Origin of the sequence: Synechococcus sp. MIT S9508 (assembly GCF_047303045.1) — a bacterium.
Classification (GTDB): Bacteria; Cyanobacteriota; Cyanobacteriia; order PCC-6307; family Cyanobiaceae; genus Synechococcus_C.
The window spans coordinates 982,341-997,896 of the sequence record NZ_CP138941.1; the positions used below are offsets into that span (position 1 = coordinate 982,341).

At 55.0% G+C, this 15,556-nt stretch carries 23 protein-coding genes; 12 read left to right on the plus strand and 11 right to left on the minus strand.

What is annotated here, in order from left to right:
• Positions 1-53 precede the first annotated feature (53 nt).
• Complete coding sequence (locus tag SIB42_RS04960; protein WP_197459907.1) at positions 54-440, minus strand: hypothetical protein; 387 nt, start codon at positions 438-440, stop codon at positions 54-56.
• A gap of 61 nt (positions 441-501) precedes the next feature.
• Between SIB42_RS04960 and SIB42_RS04965 the strand changes: the two genes are divergently transcribed.
• On the plus strand, positions 502-942 hold the full coding sequence (locus tag SIB42_RS04965; protein WP_067096550.1) for a glycine zipper domain-containing protein: 441 nt from the start codon (positions 502-504) through the stop codon (positions 940-942).
• Positions 939-1,337, plus strand: coding sequence for a phage holin family protein (locus tag SIB42_RS04970; protein ID WP_067096547.1), 399 nt, complete (start codon positions 939-941; stop codon positions 1,335-1,337). The genes SIB42_RS04965 and SIB42_RS04970 overlap by 4 nt, the downstream gene beginning before the upstream one ends.
• Before the next feature lie 11 nt (positions 1,338-1,348).
• On the opposite strand, the gene SIB42_RS04975 is transcribed toward SIB42_RS04970, so the two are convergent.
• The gene (locus tag SIB42_RS04975) at positions 1,349-2,542 is read right to left on the minus strand and encodes a THUMP domain-containing class I SAM-dependent RNA methyltransferase (RefSeq protein ID WP_067096544.1); all 1,194 of its coding nucleotides are present in this window, start codon (positions 2,540-2,542) and stop codon (positions 1,349-1,351) included.
• Positions 2,543-3,368: 826 nt separating this feature from the next.
• Between SIB42_RS04975 and SIB42_RS04980 the strand changes: the two genes are divergently transcribed.
• Together SIB42_RS04980 and SIB42_RS04985 are read left to right on the plus strand one after the other, a co-directional pair.
• Positions 3,369-3,716, plus strand: a complete 348-nt coding sequence (locus SIB42_RS04980) for a hypothetical protein (RefSeq protein WP_413328490.1) — start codon at positions 3,369-3,371, stop codon at positions 3,714-3,716.
• Positions 3,716-4,066, plus strand: coding sequence for a hypothetical protein (locus SIB42_RS04985; protein WP_067096536.1), 351 nt, complete (start codon positions 3,716-3,718; stop codon positions 4,064-4,066). The genes SIB42_RS04980 and SIB42_RS04985 overlap by 1 nt, the downstream gene beginning before the upstream one ends.
• Positions 4,067-4,071: 5 nt before the next feature.
• Here the strand turns inward: SIB42_RS04985 and SIB42_RS04990 are convergent, their stop codons facing one another.
• Entirely contained in the window at positions 4,072-4,329 is a 258-nt protein-coding gene (locus SIB42_RS04990; RefSeq protein ID WP_067096533.1) for a hypothetical protein, read from the minus strand.
• 2 nt (positions 4,330-4,331) lie between these two features.
• On the opposite strand from SIB42_RS04990, the gene SIB42_RS04995 reads away from it, so the two are divergent.
• On the plus strand, positions 4,332-4,574 hold the full coding sequence (locus SIB42_RS04995) for a hypothetical protein (RefSeq protein ID WP_231856447.1): 243 nt from the start codon (positions 4,332-4,334) through the stop codon (positions 4,572-4,574).
• Between the two features lie 5 nt (positions 4,575-4,579).
• Here the strand turns inward: SIB42_RS04995 and SIB42_RS05000 are convergent, their stop codons facing one another.
• On the minus strand, positions 4,580-4,999 hold the full coding sequence (locus SIB42_RS05000; RefSeq protein WP_156485225.1) for a hypothetical protein: 420 nt from the start codon (positions 4,997-4,999) through the stop codon (positions 4,580-4,582).
• Positions 5,000-5,023: 24 nt separating this feature from the next.
• Between SIB42_RS05000 and SIB42_RS05005 the strand changes: the two genes are divergently transcribed.
• The gene (locus tag SIB42_RS05005) at positions 5,024-5,380 is read left to right on the plus strand and encodes a hypothetical protein (protein ID WP_067096530.1); all 357 of its coding nucleotides are present in this window, start codon (positions 5,024-5,026) and stop codon (positions 5,378-5,380) included.
• On the opposite strand, the gene SIB42_RS05010 is transcribed toward SIB42_RS05005, so the two are convergent.
• From SIB42_RS05010 to SIB42_RS05030, 5 genes are all read right to left on the minus strand, one after another.
• The gene (locus SIB42_RS05010) at positions 5,381-6,220 is read right to left on the minus strand and encodes a hypothetical protein (RefSeq protein WP_067096527.1); all 840 of its coding nucleotides are present in this window, start codon (positions 6,218-6,220) and stop codon (positions 5,381-5,383) included. It abuts the gene before it with no gap.
• A 180-nt stretch (positions 6,221-6,400) separates the two neighbouring features.
• Positions 6,401-7,984 (minus strand): AAA family ATPase, encoded by a 1,584-nt coding sequence (locus SIB42_RS05015; protein ID WP_156485224.1) that lies wholly within the window; start codon positions 7,982-7,984, stop codon positions 6,401-6,403.
• On the minus strand, positions 7,957-8,784 hold the full coding sequence (locus SIB42_RS05020) for a hypothetical protein (RefSeq protein WP_156485223.1): 828 nt from the start codon (positions 8,782-8,784) through the stop codon (positions 7,957-7,959). The genes SIB42_RS05015 and SIB42_RS05020 overlap by 28 nt, the downstream gene beginning before the upstream one ends.
• A gap of 32 nt (positions 8,785-8,816) precedes the next feature.
• On the minus strand, positions 8,817-9,029 hold the full coding sequence (locus SIB42_RS05025; protein ID WP_067096519.1) for a hypothetical protein: 213 nt from the start codon (positions 9,027-9,029) through the stop codon (positions 8,817-8,819).
• 430 nt (positions 9,030-9,459) lie between these two features.
• The gene (locus tag SIB42_RS05030; protein ID WP_067096514.1) at positions 9,460-10,725 is read right to left on the minus strand and encodes a hypothetical protein; all 1,266 of its coding nucleotides are present in this window, start codon (positions 10,723-10,725) and stop codon (positions 9,460-9,462) included.
• Between the two features lie 114 nt (positions 10,726-10,839).
• Here SIB42_RS05030 and SIB42_RS05035 point away from each other — a divergent pair, with 114 nt between their 5' ends.
• The 6 genes from SIB42_RS05035 to SIB42_RS05060 all read left to right on the plus strand — a co-directional run bounded on the left by SIB42_RS05035 (position 10,840) and on the right by SIB42_RS05060 (position 14,420).
• Positions 10,840-11,955 (plus strand): tyrosine-type recombinase/integrase, encoded by a 1,116-nt coding sequence (locus SIB42_RS05035; protein ID WP_413328495.1) that lies wholly within the window; start codon positions 10,840-10,842, stop codon positions 11,953-11,955.
• Positions 11,956-12,063: 108 nt separating this feature from the next.
• A complete protein-coding gene (locus SIB42_RS05040; RefSeq protein ID WP_067096508.1) occupies positions 12,064-12,585 on the plus strand; it encodes a hypothetical protein in 522 nt (173 codons plus the stop codon).
• A 386-nt stretch (positions 12,586-12,971) separates the two neighbouring features.
• Complete coding sequence (locus tag SIB42_RS05045) at positions 12,972-13,160, plus strand: hypothetical protein (RefSeq protein ID WP_067096505.1); 189 nt, start codon at positions 12,972-12,974, stop codon at positions 13,158-13,160.
• Positions 13,157-13,495, plus strand: coding sequence for a hypothetical protein (locus tag SIB42_RS05050; RefSeq protein WP_067096502.1), 339 nt, complete (start codon positions 13,157-13,159; stop codon positions 13,493-13,495). The genes SIB42_RS05045 and SIB42_RS05050 overlap by 4 nt, the downstream gene beginning before the upstream one ends.
• A 25-nt stretch (positions 13,496-13,520) precedes the next feature.
• Positions 13,521-14,039, plus strand: coding sequence for a hypothetical protein (locus SIB42_RS05055; protein WP_156485222.1), 519 nt, complete (start codon positions 13,521-13,523; stop codon positions 14,037-14,039).
• Between the two features lie 126 nt (positions 14,040-14,165).
• The gene (locus tag SIB42_RS05060; RefSeq protein ID WP_067096498.1) at positions 14,166-14,420 is read left to right on the plus strand and encodes a Nif11-like leader peptide family natural product precursor; all 255 of its coding nucleotides are present in this window, start codon (positions 14,166-14,168) and stop codon (positions 14,418-14,420) included.
• A gap of 194 nt (positions 14,421-14,614) precedes the next feature.
• On the opposite strand, the gene SIB42_RS05065 is transcribed toward SIB42_RS05060, so the two are convergent.
• Positions 14,615-14,887, minus strand: coding sequence for a DUF3104 domain-containing protein (locus SIB42_RS05065; protein ID WP_074160762.1), 273 nt, complete (start codon positions 14,885-14,887; stop codon positions 14,615-14,617).
• 370 nt (positions 14,888-15,257) lie between these two features.
• A complete protein-coding gene (locus tag SIB42_RS05070) occupies positions 15,258-15,392 on the minus strand; it encodes a hypothetical protein (protein WP_255359910.1) in 135 nt (44 codons plus the stop codon).
• Between the last annotated feature and the right edge of the window lie 164 nt (positions 15,393-15,556).

A 15,556-nucleotide genomic window follows, 5' to 3' on the forward strand; every position in this document is an offset into this window, starting at 1 on the left:
TGAAATTAGCGGAGCCTTGAAAAAGCTCAAGTGCTGTTTGCAGTGCAGCTGTCCTATGGCGTGCGCATGCGGCACCGCTCTGCTGTGATTTCCAGAACAACGGGTTCGCTCAGGCCAATCACAGCCATTCCTTCCAGCTCCACCTGGATGGGTTGATTGGGATCAGCGGGCAAGGCGCTTCGCATTGGGCCTGCCACGACGCGACGTGCCCAACCCCTGTTGCCGGATACGGAAGCTGCCTCCCGATCGAGCCATACCAGTCTGTGCGGTGGCAACGGTGTGGCTTGCACCGCAGGACCGTCCAATTGCGGAATTGCCTCCAAGCGCCAGCTGCGGCAGTTGTCTCCGTCCTCGAGCAACAGATCGAGGTGGCAGCCGCCCGGGTCATCCGGGGCCCCTAAATGCTCCAACAGGGCGTAGCGCAACTGATGGCCCACCAATGCCAATGGGTGTCATCTCAGAGTTACCACCCCTACCCTGCGGTAGGCCGTCAGGATCGCCATGGATTCAGCACCCTCATCAGCCGATGCGCCTGCGGACACCCAGGATCTGGCCTACCGCTTTCGGGATCGCTTTGAGAGTCTCTTGCCAGAGATCCAAAAGCGCTGGCCTGAAGTCACCCATCAAGCACTTGAAGCCACCCGCGGCAGTTTCGATGAGGTAGTTCATCTGATTTCTGCCCAGAGCGACCGGGCTGCGAGCCTTGTCACTGTTCAGCTTGAGGAGTTGCTCCATCAGGCCGGAGATCGCACCCGCAACCTCGCTGACAACCTTGATCCGCTGGAGGAGCAGCTTGAGCATCTGCTCGATGAGCTAAACCGCACTCTCAGGCCGAAGCTTGAGAAACCGGTGCGCGACAGCCCCCTGATGTCACTGGCGGTTGCTGCTGGTGTAGGGATTCTGGTGGGTGCCCTACTGACCGGTGGACGGAGATCCTCATGAGTGAACTGCCCCGTTCCGAGCAATCGCGCTCCAGAGGACTTGGCGCTGCCGCCCGGGTTACAGCACTCGCAGGCTCAGTGATGGATCTGCATGTCCGTATTGCTTTGCAGGAGGTGGATCGCGAGAAACGGCGCCTGATCAGTGGCGGTGTGTTTCTTGCCATGGGGGGCACGCTGATGCTGCTCGCCCTTGTGGCTGTTGAAGCAGCCCTACTGGTGTGGATGCTGGAATCCTGGGGTTGGTCGTTGATCCAAGCGCTGCTGGCGATGGCGATCCTCAATGTGGTGGTAGCTGGATTCAGCCTGCGGGTTGGCGGTCAGCTCGCCAAAGGGCCTTATCTGCCTCAGACACTGGAAGGTCTGATGCGAACCACGAGGGCTGTTCTCGGTAAATGAATCGTCTGTGTTCAGTTCTCCTGAAGGACTGGATCCGATGAGCGCTTGTTCAGCTCGTAGTGCAGCCAGCGGCAATCCAATCCACCGTTGTTCACGGGGATTCTGCGCTTTGCTTTGAGGCGCAGAGCTCCGGTTAATTCTCGATTGCCGCTGAGCAGCCACAGATCCCAGCCGCCGTAATTTTTTTTCAACACTGCTCCGAGCTCTCTGTAGAGCTCTTGGAGCTCAGTGGTGTGGCCCAGTCGCACCCCATAGGGCGGATTGCAGACCACCACGCCGTGGTCTGCCTCTGGAGCCGGTGCATCCCTGAAATCTGCTTCAACGATTTCGATCACGTCCTCCAGACCCGCTGCGCTGATGTTGTCGCGTGCCTGTTGGGCAATCTTTGAGTCCTGCTCATAGCCCATGATTCGTGGTGGATTGTTGATGGGCTGCTGCCGTTTCTGGGCTCTGCGTTGTTCTGCCTGCCACTGATCTGGATCGAAATCCGCCCATGACTCCAGGAGGAAGTTGCGATGCAGAGCAGGGAATCGCTGCAGTGCCATCGCGGCAGCTTCAATCAGCAGCGTTCCTGAACCGCAGCAGGGATCGGTGAGTGGGGTGCTTCCGTCCCAGCCAGTCAGTCTGATCAGCCCTGCGGCAAGGTTCTCTTTCAGTGGAGCCACCCCCACGGCGGCTCTGTAGCCCCTGCGGTGCAGGCTGCCGCCGCTGCCGTCCAGGCTCAGGCTCGCATCACCACGATGCAGGTGAACATGCAGGCAGAGATCGGGTTCGTCCAGATCGATCGACGACCGCTCCCCCCACAGATCACGCTGGCGATCAATCAAGGCATTTTTCACTTGGAGCGCCGTGAAGTGGCTGTGGTTCAGCCCGGGAGCAGTTCCGGTCACATCCACCCGAAAGCTCATCGACGGATGCAGCCAGCGTTCCCAGTCGAGGGCCTGCTGAACTCCGTCGTAAAGCGAATCGCGACCGTCGCAGCGGAAGCGTGCCATCTCCCGCAACAACCTGAAGGGCAGCCGGCATTGCAGGTGAAGCCTGTAGAAACAGGCCATGTCGGCTTGAAATGCTGCGGCACGACGGAATGGTGTGACCTCTTTGGCACCGAGTGTCTGCAATTCCTGGCTGCCGATCTCCTCGAGACCTTGGGGTAATACGGCGACGCCATGAATCAACTGCGGCGCATGTCGGTACCCACTCCCCAAGACTTCCTGCTCCGCTTCACCACTGCTGTCAGAATGACAACGTCCGGTCTCGACCGGACTAGGTGATCCACACCAGTGTTCCGGACAGCGGTTCGATTCCGCTCAGCTCCATTCCCCCTTCTCGGGGCTGCAATGGTTTCGACGGGGCATAAGGAGGGTGACTGAAGCCTGCTCGGTAAGAGCAAACCCGTAACTGCGAACAACATCGTTCGTTTCTCCCGTCAAGCAGCCCCTGTTGCTGCCTGACCCTTAAGGGAGATGGGGTGAAGTCAGCCTTATCACCCAATTGACTCGCGGGGGCTGGAAGGCCCCCTCAACTATTGCAATCACTGGAGTCTTGGATGCGATCTTCCCGAGGCTTTGGCTGTGTGACCCAGAATGTGACCCGAAGTTGGTCGTTTCCGGCCTAAGTGACCCGCCTGGGGTCACAAGCGACTGCTGGTGAGAAGCAGGGAGTTCTAGGGAAGTTGGCAGAAGTCAGGTGAGCACTGGTCTAGATACCTTTCATTTGTTATTGCAATGCAATAAAATAGGGGCGGTTCATCAAGCCGCCCCGTGAGGATCACCTACGCCGACAGATGAAACATCTGTGTCCTTAGTTTAGTTCAACGATGCCTAAACGGAGTCTTCCCATCTTTGCTGAATTGGTGCTATCTGAGTTGCAGCAAGAGGCTGCATTTCAAAAGCAATCAATTGATGATGACTGCCCCTCGGTCCCGCAGGGCTGCCCAATGTCCAATCCCCAAAGCCGTCGTGTTGCAATTGAGGTCAGCGAATGATTGATGTAGATCAGGCTATTGATCAGTCCTACCAGCAAGCGTCTGAGGTGGAGACTGTTGCCCGGCGACTAGAGGCCAGGATTGAACAGATCCCAGGTGCGAAAGGGTTTCTCCCTGGCAGGAAATATGGAACGCCGGTGAACTTCAAAGCGATCCAAGAAAATCTCACTTTGGCTACTTTGATTTCTCGTTCTGATGCTGCGCTGGCTCACTACTGCGGGCTGGATGCCTCGGTGAAGCACCGCATCGATGAGCAGCGGGAAGTTCAGAACATGCGGGCAGAGGCGCTTCGGATGCAGACCGAGCAGCTGGCAGCACGAAACCGGCAGGCACGCCAAGACCGTGAAGCCCGCCAGTCACTGGCTAGCTGGCAACGCGGTTACCGGAGCGTCTGATGCTGAGTCGTCCTCACCCTTGTCTTGGCTGGCTCTACATCAGCCCTGCTGACACCCGGCGGGTCATGGATCGCCTGCTGCACTATCGCGATCTTGAACTGGCTCAGGATCGCAACTTCACTGGAATGCCTCAGGCATTTATTGATTGGACTTGGCTTGGTTGGCTTCCCAGCAACCTTCATCGATATGAGGAGCAGGTCAGGCAACACATCGCCTATCTCGACGGGAAGCTCAGCACCCTGAACCGTGAGCTTGAACAGCTTGCTGGTGGGGTGCTGGATAACCGTGATGCTGCCGCTGATCTACGCGAACGCTTGCAGCGCCAGCTTGATGCTCGGGAGTTGCCGTGATGCGATCAGTCTTTTTGTTCGATTGGCTCTTCGCTCAACCAGTAGACACCTTTGAACTTCTTTTTCGCGAGCTGTTCAAAAGCAGACATCTCCATGTTGATCGTTGCTTTGAACTCAACGTTGAGTTCTTGACCAGCGGAATCAGCCCTTATTTTCGTGACCATCTCTCGACCTTCATGGTCGTCAGGGTTGATCGAAAAATGTCCTGGGGCAAGCATGCCCATAAGTCCTTTGCAGCTATCCCAACCATCCACCGCAGCCATGGATGGGCGCATCCCCTGATTGGGGGATTCTGCAGATGGGAGTTGGCGTCATGACCAACCTTCTTGATCACATCCCCCGCACTCCATTGCTTGATGGCGTTGACCATTGGCCTAAGTCAGCAACACGCAAGCAGTGGTTTGAGATCACACGTCGTCTTGTGCAAACCACAATCGATGAAATGGATCTGGACCCCGCTGCCATCAGTGAGGTCGAAGAAGCTTTTATCGGTGCGGGGTTGCTGTGATGCGTTCAGAAATTGCAGGCAAATCTGGCAGCCGCCGCATTCCAACCATCACCAAATGGTTCCCATCCTCTTGGCCCATTACTCAGTTTTTTTCGACAATTTGTTTCCCGTCCAGATCCATTAACAGGACCCGATTCGGTAACTCCTCCTGCTTTGAGAAAGTCGAAGGCGATGTTGTAATAAACCATGTCTCCTCTACGCAAAATCGACTTGGCATCTACCCAAGCGATAGTTCCATACCAACCCATTTCTTCACCCATAGTGCCTGGCTTTGGAGGACTGTATTCGCGCCATACAACTATCCAAGTTTCTCCAGCAGAGCTATTAGCCGGATTGAGCACTTCGATTCCAATAAATGCGCCCATCGTCAGCAATGCGCCCGACGCTGTGGCAGCAGCAAGACGCCGAATGGTCTTCATCAGCACGGAGTAACTATCCGGTAACTAGCCATGACCACCCAGACCGAAAATAAGCTCCGCGTCCGTAAGGCAGCAGGATGGATCCTGCAGGGTCACTCCATCAGCCACGTTGTGGCCAGGATGGCCGAATCCGAGGGGGTCAGCAGGCGTACGGCCCGGCGGATCGCAGCGAAGGCAATGGATCTGGTCTACAAGGACCTCGAGGCGGTGGACGCTACGAACCCTCAAATGGCCACGGTTTTGATCCACAACCTGCAGGAATGCATGGCTCGCGGGATGGAATCAAACAACATCGGTGCTGCTGTTGCTGCTGCGCGTGAGTTGAGCGCGATGCTCGGGATCGGGAAGCACAACCAACGGTCGCCGAACCAGTACTACCAGCGTTGATCACTTACAGAATTTTTTTCTGACAAGCATGATTGCTCCACCGGGAGCACCTGGAGTTGGAGGCATCCATACTCCTGGGACTGATTGATCTAATTGTGCATAGGTTGACCCAATATTTCTTTCGCAACTAGTTCTTATCCATTCATATTTTGCTTCGTCTCTGTTTTTTACTGACATATCTCCTTTTGTCGTCCTATAATACATCGCAAATTGAATTACATTTCCATCCTTTTTCACCCCGTCATTGTAATAAGATTCTCCGTCTGGTTTGTCGTAGTGGTTTATCCATTCACCACTAGCCATGTCAGGAGGAGTAGTGGGTATGGGGGCGTCCCACAGGAAGGCTGTTTCAGGCGTGAAACCCCAATCTTCCTTTGCTGCTGTTCGCTTGCAGTAAAGCAGTGCTACGGATTCAATGCCTGATCCTTTGGGGATAACGGCCCAAGGAGCATTCCGTATTGAAACACCTGTCGGTCGAAAGTAAAAGTCTTTATTTTTACAATTAATATCTAGTTTTCCTTCAACTTGCCCTTTTTCAGTTGTAAATTTGGATCGAAATCTAAAAGAGTTTTCATTCAATGGTTTATAAGTGGAAACCCTGATCCACATCACCGCAACCTTATTCTCGTTGAAGCCTGTAGGTATCCAGGTATTTTTTCCTGATCCATCTTTGATTTGAGAGCGGTCAACAGGTTCGGCATCTATTTCTTCTACTTCGTCATCCCAAGCCATTTGGGCGAGCAGAACTTCATCAATGAGGGGTGAGGCTTGAATTGCAGATGGGCAGCTGAAGCCGATGCCAAGGGCTGAAGCAGTCAGCAAAGTGAAAAAGGGTTTCATGCCGTGTTGGTCACCTCTCACCCATTCTGCAGCTGTGCCAGTCCTATCTCGATCTCATTCGCAGGCTGAGACGGGAAATTATTGGACCAGGGTTGGACACGAAAAAACAGATCTCACTGGGCTCAAATCTCATCTCATCTGCTGAGAGCCCAGGCCCCGCAGGGCCCGAGTCTCACCAGATCAGCCGAACTGTCCTGCGTCACTGTCTTTAAGACGGTTACGCCGAGCGCGACTGGCCGCCCTGTCCTTGCACTTGGTGCTGCAGTACTTACCCGGCCGCCCTCGAGTGTTGGCCGTGAAGGTCTTGCCGCACTCCAAACATGCCCGTTCTTGTGGAGCATCGGACTTTTCGGACCTTTCGGACAGGGGCTCTGAGGCCGGTGGCGAAACAGGGTCCGATATGTCCGATAGGTCCGTAGCGGGGAAGAAGGGCAGCACTGCATCGACTGGTCTGAACAACCTGGTCGGCTGACCCCTGCCATCACCTCGTGCCGAACGTTCCCGGTCGAACTGGATCAACTTCTTTTGTAGAAGCGCATCCATAACTTCCTTGGACCGCTTTCGATCGAGGCCAAGCGCAGCGCCCAGGTGCGGCCGATCCATGCCCAGCTTGGTGGTGACCCAGTGATGGGTCATGTCTCTGAGGGCACCGCTTTGCCGCTCGGGGAGTTTGTCGAGGATTTCCTCCATTGCTTGCTGCCGGGCAACCTCCGCAGCGGAGCCATGGCTGATCCAGTTGGAGCCGTCATCGACTTGCTCGATCAGCAAGTCCAACGGCCTGCCAGCTCTACCTTCTGTGGTGACCTTGACCCGATAGTCCGCTGGGGCCAGCGGGTTGTCCTCAGGATCAGAGACCCACGCCAGGCTCACGGTCTGACTCACTGCCGCAGGGAGAGCAGTGGTGCCCCGGGAGGCGCTTGATGCTCGGCCCTTCGCCGAGTGGCGGTTGCTGTGGTGAATGACGATCAGGCTGGCGTTGTACGGCGCGATCGCCTCCTGCAAATCCAACAGCGGGTCGGCATAGCTGGCGCTCTTCTCCTCCAGGCCCAGCGCAGCGGTGGCCGCGGCGTAGGAATCCAAAAGGATGATCAGGTCGGGGAAGGCCCTGCAGAACTCCACGATCTGATCGATGCCGCTCTCGTCCAAGTGCAAGGGACAGCCCTTGTGAAACACGCCAACGATGGCGTCGTCGACGTTGCCCTCTGCATCGCTAAGCCCTGCGCGAAGCAGACACTCCTGCCAGTCGTTTTCGGTTTGATCCGGACCCACAATCAGGATCAACGGCTCCGCTCCCGGTAGCGCCTGCCCCAGGAATGAATGGTCCCCGCGCCGGATCCGGCCGAGCACCATCGTCATTAGCCGCGACTTGCCGACCTTCGGCAACGCGATCACGAGTGTGGTGGTCGCTGCCATCACCACACCTGTCCACAACCATCGGGCCTTGGAGAGCTTGAGCTTCCCGCCGCGGGGCACCGGCTTGGCCGCACCGGCCAGCTCTCGGCGGGCATCCCAGATGTACTGCTTCAGCTCCTGGTTGCTGAACTCAGTTTCAACATCGCGGGTGGCATCCTTCAGGTGAACCATTCGATCCTTTGATTCGATCGAGTCGTCCTGAACAATCCGCAGGGCATCAGCCTTGATCGTCTTGATGTCGGCAGCAGGGCCGAAGCCAACGGCGGTAGGACCGGTGCTGTTCTTCAGCTCTGCGCTGAGGTTGGGGTGTTCGACGTATCCCATCACTCCACCTCCCCGAGGTAGTGCCACCGGAAGTGGTCGGCCATGGCCTTCTGTTTGATCAGTGCCCTGGAGGCCCGCTCCAAGACTGCGGTCTGTTGCTCCCAGCCCTGCTTGGCTTTGGTCTTCACCAAGCAGTCGGATACGGCTTCGGCGCTGCTGGTGATCAGTGCCAGCAAATGCTGCAGCTCTGGCCAGGGAGTGGTGTGCAGTTGGAAGTCGGTGATGGCGAGTGCAAGATCGGCGTCGGCGATGACGACCTCTATCCAGGCCATGTAGCTGGAGTCCTTCGGGGCCTGCTTGGCGACCTGCCGGATCCGTGTCTTGCCGAGCGCAGTGTGAGCGCGGAAGACATAGCTGTTGCCAGAGTGCCCGCCATCGGTGGTAACCAGTGCGGCCTGCTCACCATTGATGTCGATGACATCGCCGATGCGGATGTTGCTGGGTGGGTGGTTGGTGTCACCGATAAAGCAATGCCAGACGCCATCACCCCAACGGCAATGACTGTTCCGGCACCTGCCGCAAACCGGGCAAGGGGTGCGACGACTGGATGATTGCGTTATGCGGCCATGCCGCTGCTCTGCCTGTATTGCAGATACGCGGCCAAATTGGCGTCTCGTCCGACCGTGGCGACTGCGTTGTCGCCGGGTTTTCTGAGACTGTCGCGGATCAGTCCCGTTGTGGACTGGCTTGCTATTGAGAATTGGACATGAGTCCCTGTCCAAGACAGACAAAGACTGGGAAGACACTTGCTCCCCGGCGGTCGGGCCTAGATTTGATTCGTAGCTATTCAGATCCAGGCCCGCCGCTAGAACGGCGGGTTTTTTCATGGATCAGGCCCAGAGATTGATTGTCTTATTGATCACTTTGCCTCCGCTGCTTCGAAGGTTTCCACGGTGCTGGGCGCAGGGCGCTTCCAGTTGGTGAAAGCCCGCTCTACGGCCTCACTATTCCACTGAAGAGGGCTGCGGGCTGATGCGCCTTTGCGTCGCCAGTCCTGCCCCTCGCGGAACATTGTGGTTTTGTTCTTGAGGGCTAGAAGTGTTTTGTCGCTGATGCCGAGGATCTGTTTCATCCTCGCGGTGTCAACCCAATTGTTCACTGTGTAGGTGGGGGTTATCCGCGCATCGCTATGGCTTCTCTAACCCAAGGCTCACACCTATAAAGCCAGTTCTCATCTGGATTTTGGGCATGAGCCCTGGCGATGATTGCAGCAACAAACTCCACGCAATCTCGATTGATCTTGGAAGTGCCAGCGGGGAACTTGAGAGTCCGGCCGTTGATTTTCTTTGACCTGAGTTGTGCGTATTTGTCGTGCTTAGCCATGGGCGAAACGGGGGTGATCTATGAGGCTTGGACTAGATCAACTCCCCTCGTCCCACCGAATAATCGATAGTCAGGTTCTCAGAAAGGGAACCCACCGGATATACGATCGGCGGGGCAACTTTCGAGTGATGTTTCATATCTAGCAGGACGTTTTCTTCCCGTCTACCCCTAATTTCCCTTCAATTCCGTCCCGCGGCTTTTTCGAACGCGTCCAACATCGTTTCGGTGCTGGTGTTGATGTAACTCTCGCGGTGAACTTTGACCGAGTGCCCGCTGGCCAAAGCCGCGTCTGCATCAGCGATTCCGAAGCGTGCGCACCGGTGGGTGAATGAATCACGGAAGGCGTAAGGCTTGAGCTGGAGCCCTTGTTTCGCCTTCTCGGCGACCAGTGATTTCCATTCCGGTTGTCGGCGCAGGAACTTGCCGAGGGCTGCTCCATCGACTCTCTCGACCGGGGGCCATGGCAGATCGTTCAGGCCCCGCCAGCCGTCCCACCAGACCTTCTCGCCACCGTGATCAATGAATGGCAGGGGAACCAGCCAACGCTGCGGTGTGAGGCGTTTGCCAGCCTTCTTCTGATAGCTGCAGTGGAGCTGCTCCTGGCCGCGGCTGTTGGTTCTCAGCTCCAAGTGGCGGCTCCTGTCTGCCTCGCAGGGCCTCAATCCGAACGTGGCGCAAAGGCGCAGCACTGATGCCCACCCTGGGCTTCGCTGTTCGATGGCCTGGATTAGTTCCAGGATCTCAATGTCAGTGAGGTCGCTCTTCCCCTTCACAGCAGCGGCGGCGCTGTCTGAGCCCCGCAGGTCCTCGTACAGGGCCTCTGGGATCAGCCACATCCCTGGGCGGTAGTCCATCGAGACCGCGTAGGTCAGCAGGTTCTTGATCGCCAGGCAGCACTCCAACCGGCTTGCGTCTTGCTCGCCCCAGGTCTTCAGCGGAGTGCCGAACATCTTCCCGGGCTTCTTGTTGACCCTGGGAGCAGACAACACTGCATCCAACAGTTGAGCGCCGGTGCGCGGGGGTGTGTTGCTGCGAAGCAGCTTCAGCATCACCTCCCAGTAGCGGCCATAGGACGCCTCGAAGGTGCTGTCCTTGATCCTGTTTTTCCGAGTCTGGAGGTGGTTCCGATATTTCTCGCAGACCTGAATCCAGGTCCAATCCTTTTTCTCGGCATGGGTGGTGGTCTTGCCCAGCACCGCATCGCGTGCGGTCTTCAGGCTGTGATCTTCGGTGTGAACCGCCTTGTAGATCCGACCGATCCATTGCATCGCCTCCGCCACGTTGCGGGCCTCCCAGGTGAGGGGCAGAACTGCTTGCTCCCCAACACATCGATCGCCTGATCGGACACGCAGTCGGATTTTGCTGGTGGCGGTGTGCCGCACAACGCTCCAGCCGGGGTAAGCCGACTTCACCGCACTCTGGAAACCAGGACCGAAATCAGCCAAATGACCCGTTTTGTGACCCTGATTGTGACCCAGGATGGCCTTAGCTTCAACCCGCCTTCCGTGGGATTCCCTCGGATTCCATTGCTATGACTGGGTTAAATCTGAGACCGCAGTTTGCGACTAGGCGGCGGACAGTTGTATCACCCAATTGACTCACGAGGGCTGGAAGGCCCTCACCACCATTCCACCGCAAGCGAAGTCGGGATTACGCCACTCCCGAAAAATAGCGGTGATGCCAAAAGTGATGCCAGCATTCCGCCTGTCTTGGCAGGTATGGATAAGGCCGAGGCGTTGGCTTATGTCAGCCGTCTGTTTGATGCCACTCAGGCCGGGGCTGTCATCTGGGGAGACCGTCTCCTCCTCAAGCGTTTCCTCACACAATGCAGCCGAACTGGTTCCGCGGAGACCCAGGAGGGCTACAGGCGGGAGTTGCGGCATTTCACCCGCTGGCGGGATCAGAACCACCCGCATCTGCATCTGCGGGAGCTGGATCCTGCGCTGGTTGATGACTGGGTGTCCCAACTGCGGGAACAGGTCGCTGCCGAAGAGCTGAAGCCCCGCAGCTTTAACCGCCGGATCAGTGCTGTCTCCAGCCTTTACCGCTGGGCCTCAGAACCCACGCGATCAGCGGTAACTGGCATCCCTCGCAATCCCCTGCCCAGGCGCTCCACCTATGTAGTGCCGAAGCTGGCCAAGCCGATGTCAGAAGACGATCTCGGCATGGTGCTGGCCACCATCGCTAACGCTGCCAACAGCAGTGCCACAGCTCGCCGGGACTTCGTGATGGTGAAGGGCAGCTACCTACTCGGCTGCCGGGTTTCTGAACTGTGCCGCCTGCGATGGAGGGATATTGAGCCTGTTGAGGGTGGCGGTCAGATCGACCTCCTGGGCAAGGGGAGCAAGGCCCGAACGGTCCGCGTCAGCGCAGAGACGCTCCTCTTGTTTGAGGGCTTGGGCCGCGGCGAACCTGATGACTGGTTGTTCCCCAGCAACAGGCGTGAGGGGCCGATGACTCGGCAGGGCATTGCTGCTCGGATGGCCAAGTGGGGCAGGGCTGCCGATGTGCACCTTTATCCCCATCGTTGCCGGCACACCCACGCCACTCACAGCATCCGGCGAGGAGTTGATGTCTTCACGCTTCAGGCCACCCTCGGCCACAGCTCTGCATCCACCACCGGCGGTTATGTCGCGGCTAATCCGGGCGACAGCAGTTCGTTGCGGCTGGGATAGATGGCTGCCTACTTCTAGTATCTATGAATCAATATTTTGTCTAAAAATGTTGAGTTAATTGCTAATCCTCAAGGCTGGCACTAATTTTGCCGAAAGTTTTTATTCATTATGAACTACATCGAAAAACTTCGAGAAGACCTCGCCAGTAGCGACCCTACTGACAGGAATAATGCGATTTTTAAGTTAGTTGCCGCAGTAGCCATCACGCTGATTGTGGCTTGTGCAGTTATTGTTTCTGCCTACGATTGGATTTCGTCAGACTTTGAGCGAGTTCAAAATGTCTCCATTATTGGAGGCTTGGTGATAACCATTGCTCTTTCTTGGGGTAGTGGATTGGTTGGTAAGATTCGAAGAATCTTGAAGATAATGCTGCGCGACTTCGAGTTTTACAAATTTACGACTATCGACATTGGAGCCATTGTGTTTTGGTTCTGCCACTGGATTTTCTGGTCCGTTTTAATTGCTTCTTGTTTCATTCGTTATTTTGATGCTTCCACGAGATTTTGGTTTGTAATTCTCTGTGCTTTCCTCTTGTTGTTGTCAAGGGTATTTATCGAAGCTGTTATCGCTTTGCAGAGGGTTGCTGAGAATACCAACCCTGACAATCAAAAGAGTCTGCCTGGATCGTGATACCTATCATTTTATAGCGATGGATTATGTGATAAGTTGCTTGAAGAGTTGTAGAAATCTGGCATCAAAAAAGGGGGAGTAGTTTGTCATCTACCCCCCTCTTTTTATTGAGATCGCAGGGCACCCCCGCACTGATATTTTAGCGTAAAGAAGAGGGGATGGAGGCAGCGCTCTCTGCCAGGCTATTAAACCCCAGAGAGGTTTTTCTGTCTTGCTCATTCTGGCTCTACGGATAGAATGAGAAAGATCATCTATGTGGCTAAATGAGTCGCAGATTTTACTTTTTGTTGTTTGGCGATTTGGTGATTAGGCAGCTTCGGGATGAGTCTCAGAGGGTTCTTCATTGTTTGGATGATGGCGTGCCTAATCCTCCAGTTACTTGATGAATGATCTCCTCCGATCTCCGCAAGGTCGCAATCTGTCTTGCGGAAACTCACAAGGACTACCCGGACGCTCTGCCGGAGTTGGTGCCGATGTTTGCCGGGATCATTGCGACCACTCAGCGACAACTGCTCGCCCACCTGTTGGACACGGAGGCTGATTGGCCATTGGCAAGGCAACCAACGCCACGATGAAATCTCGGGTTGCTGCCCTGAAGGCTTTGATCCTCAGCGGCAGCTCCAACAGCACCTGCGTCGAACATGCGGCACTGGAATGGGGGTTAAGCCGTCGTCAGTCGTACCGCTTGCTGAAAACAGCATGGACTGAAGTCCGCGAAGACGTGAATGCCACTGGGCTTGAACGCCAGGAAATGCTCTGCTGGATCATTCACCAGCTGATGTCTGCTGCCGGTGAAGGCGTCAAACACAAGCAGCCATCCGTCACTGTCGGCGCTTGTAGAGAGTTGGATTCGCTGCTGGGGCTCGGCGTTAACAGCAGCAACCGTGGTCGCTATGGCTGGCGGCGCTAATTTTCCGTAATACTGATTACGACCGATGAAGTTCTTCTTTTTGGTTGCAATTTTGTTCGCGCCTTCCGTAAGAGCTGGCTTGGGCAATGCGGAACTTACCAAAAGTGATCTTAGCTATTACCACCAGAACTTTATTGTTTTTGAGGCATATTGTGGTTATAGATCAAAAAGTACTAGCAAATGCGCAGTTGCTATAACCCCAAGCAGACTCTATGTAGATGATAATTTTATTCCGCTTAATTCGATTCGAAAGGTATTCGTTGGAACAAATCACAGCGGTCTCACGGGTGATCGTTTCCGAGAGGCTGCTACCGGTCTTAAAAGAAAACGCTCTGAAGTTATGGGCTTGTACTACAAGAAAGAAGACGGAACACTAGGCGCCGCTGCGTTTGCTTTTGGACGTGAGTCCTGCAAAAATGCTTTTAATGTAACTTTAGATTTTGTACGAAACGGAGGAATTATTCCTGCTACTGATGTTCGACTTAACGGACCGTGTGGTCTAACTGATGATACATCTTTTGATTTAGAGACCAACTATAAATAGGTTTGAAATTTCTTATTCAGAAGCTTTTGACGTAACTCCAGTTACGGAAATCATTCGGGTGGAAGCGATGTTCGCCTAGGTGGTGATTCAGACCGTTGCTATGATCGTTGAACAGACCTGCTACCTATGTCAGAAGAGCAACTCAAAGCCTTCTTAGAAAAAATCAAAGTAGACACCAGCCTGCAGGAGAAGCTCAAAGCAGCTGCTAATGCCGATGCTGTGGTTTCTATCGCGAAAGAGGCTGGATTTAGTATCTCTGCTGAAATTTTGAAGAAGGCTCAAGAGCTTTCGAAAGAGGAACTGGAAAGCGTGGCTGGTGGAGGCGCTAGCTGTGGGCATTATAGCTGCTCTACTGGGCCGTGTGACTGGCACTTACTGTAAACGGTTACGGCCTACCTACTAGTGTGTGAGGCCTACTGGTTAATACTCAAGAGCCTACTCATCAAAGCCTCTGCAACTGCAGGGGCTTTTTATTTCTTCAATCACCCCATACCCACCATCAATCAGCCTTTGATACCTGGCACGATTGAGCGCAGTAATTATTAGTTAATAGCAAGTCAACATAGCTGGCAGTCTCAGCAGTCCGGAGTCACATGGGTGACCAGGTCGGCATTGACCCAGCGGATCACACCTGAATCCACATCAGCGATCTGGGACAGGTTGTGGATCTTCGGATCCTGAGCAGCTCCCCCGCAGTGGATGACCTGACCCATCCACCAGTCCTTGGTGCCGCAGATGCATGTTTCTCCACAACGCGATTGGGGTATGGGAAACCATGCTGAGGTCAGATGAGTGAAAGAGATGCAATCCCAGGTTGTGGATGATGCACCACCTTGCGGCCGAATTATTTTTCCGGGAGAGTATTTGTACTTACTTCTCCTTCATGACAAGCGAGAACCTTCTTGTTCTATTCGTCAGCTTTTCTTGCGCCTGCCTGGTCCTAAGTATCTACAAAATGAATCGCCCTGCTGAGGGCTGAAAAGCAGGCTGGTAGCGCTCCCTCGCATCAAGACAGGAACAAGTCAGTCTTCATGCGACCGCCAAGAACACCTGCTTCGGTCACTTATTAAGACGATGATCCTGACCAGAACCCAGGCAAGTGCCACGCCAAGCAGGATTGAGAGCAGTGTCTCCACAGCAAAACGATTGAGGTCACCAGCAAGCGCTGGATGAACTCAATATGCCTTCCGATCAGGGGTTTAGAGCGACAGTTAACGATCAGTCGCGTGCAGGCTTCCCCTTGTCTTTGACGATGTTGTTCTTGGCCGAAGCTTTTGAAGCTAGAGCCGCTTCCAGACGCTGCAGCTGCGCATCGCGCAATGCAGCGGAAATGCTGAGTGTCAGGTCAGTCATTGATTGGCGTTCCCGACTGCTTCAAGCGCAGGGCTTAATGCCGTCGAAAGGGGGCCTTGAGATCTGAGAACTTGCGAAACATAAACAACCCGCGGCGCCTGGCCAGGTAGCAAAAATGCTTAAGTCAGCGGTTTGCAACATAAGCATCAACAAGCTGCACCAAC

Bases quoted from the DNA above. Each gene is read 5' to 3' on its own strand.
- SIB42_RS04965 (WP_067096550.1), top strand. From the start codon at position 502: ATGGATTCAGCACCCTCATCAGCCGATGCGCCTGCGGACACCCAGGAT.
- SIB42_RS04970 (WP_067096547.1), top strand. From the start codon at position 939: ATGAGTGAACTGCCCCGTTCCGAGCAATCGCGCTCCAGAGGACTTGGC.
- SIB42_RS04985 (WP_067096536.1), top strand. From the start codon at position 3,716: ATGCTGAGTCGTCCTCACCCTTGTCTTGGCTGGCTCTACATCAGCCCT.
- SIB42_RS04990 (WP_067096533.1), bottom strand. From the start codon at position 4,329: ATGGCTGCGGTGGATGGTTGGGATAGCTGCAAAGGACTTATGGGCATG.
- SIB42_RS04995 (WP_231856447.1), top strand. From the start codon at position 4,332: ATGGGCGCATCCCCTGATTGGGGGATTCTGCAGATGGGAGTTGGCGTC.
- SIB42_RS05005 (WP_067096530.1), top strand. From the start codon at position 5,024: ATGACCACCCAGACCGAAAATAAGCTCCGCGTCCGTAAGGCAGCAGGA.
- SIB42_RS05010 (WP_067096527.1), bottom strand. From the start codon at position 6,220: ATGAAACCCTTTTTCACTTTGCTGACTGCTTCAGCCCTTGGCATCGGC.
- SIB42_RS05020 (WP_156485223.1), bottom strand. From the start codon at position 8,784: ATGAAAAAACCCGCCGTTCTAGCGGCGGGCCTGGATCTGAATAGCTAC.
- SIB42_RS05025 (WP_067096519.1), bottom strand. From the start codon at position 9,029: ATGAAACAGATCCTCGGCATCAGCGACAAAACACTTCTAGCCCTCAAG.
- SIB42_RS05040 (WP_067096508.1), top strand. From the start codon at position 12,064: ATGAACTACATCGAAAAACTTCGAGAAGACCTCGCCAGTAGCGACCCT.
- SIB42_RS05045 (WP_067096505.1), top strand. From the start codon at position 12,972: ATGATCTCCTCCGATCTCCGCAAGGTCGCAATCTGTCTTGCGGAAACT.
- SIB42_RS05050 (WP_067096502.1), top strand. From the start codon at position 13,157: ATGAAATCTCGGGTTGCTGCCCTGAAGGCTTTGATCCTCAGCGGCAGC.
- SIB42_RS05055 (WP_156485222.1), top strand. From the start codon at position 13,521: ATGAAGTTCTTCTTTTTGGTTGCAATTTTGTTCGCGCCTTCCGTAAGA.
- SIB42_RS05060 (WP_067096498.1), top strand. From the start codon at position 14,166: ATGTCAGAAGAGCAACTCAAAGCCTTCTTAGAAAAAATCAAAGTAGAC.
- SIB42_RS05070 (WP_255359910.1), bottom strand. From the start codon at position 15,392: ATGACTGACCTGACACTCAGCATTTCCGCTGCATTGCGCGATGCGCAG.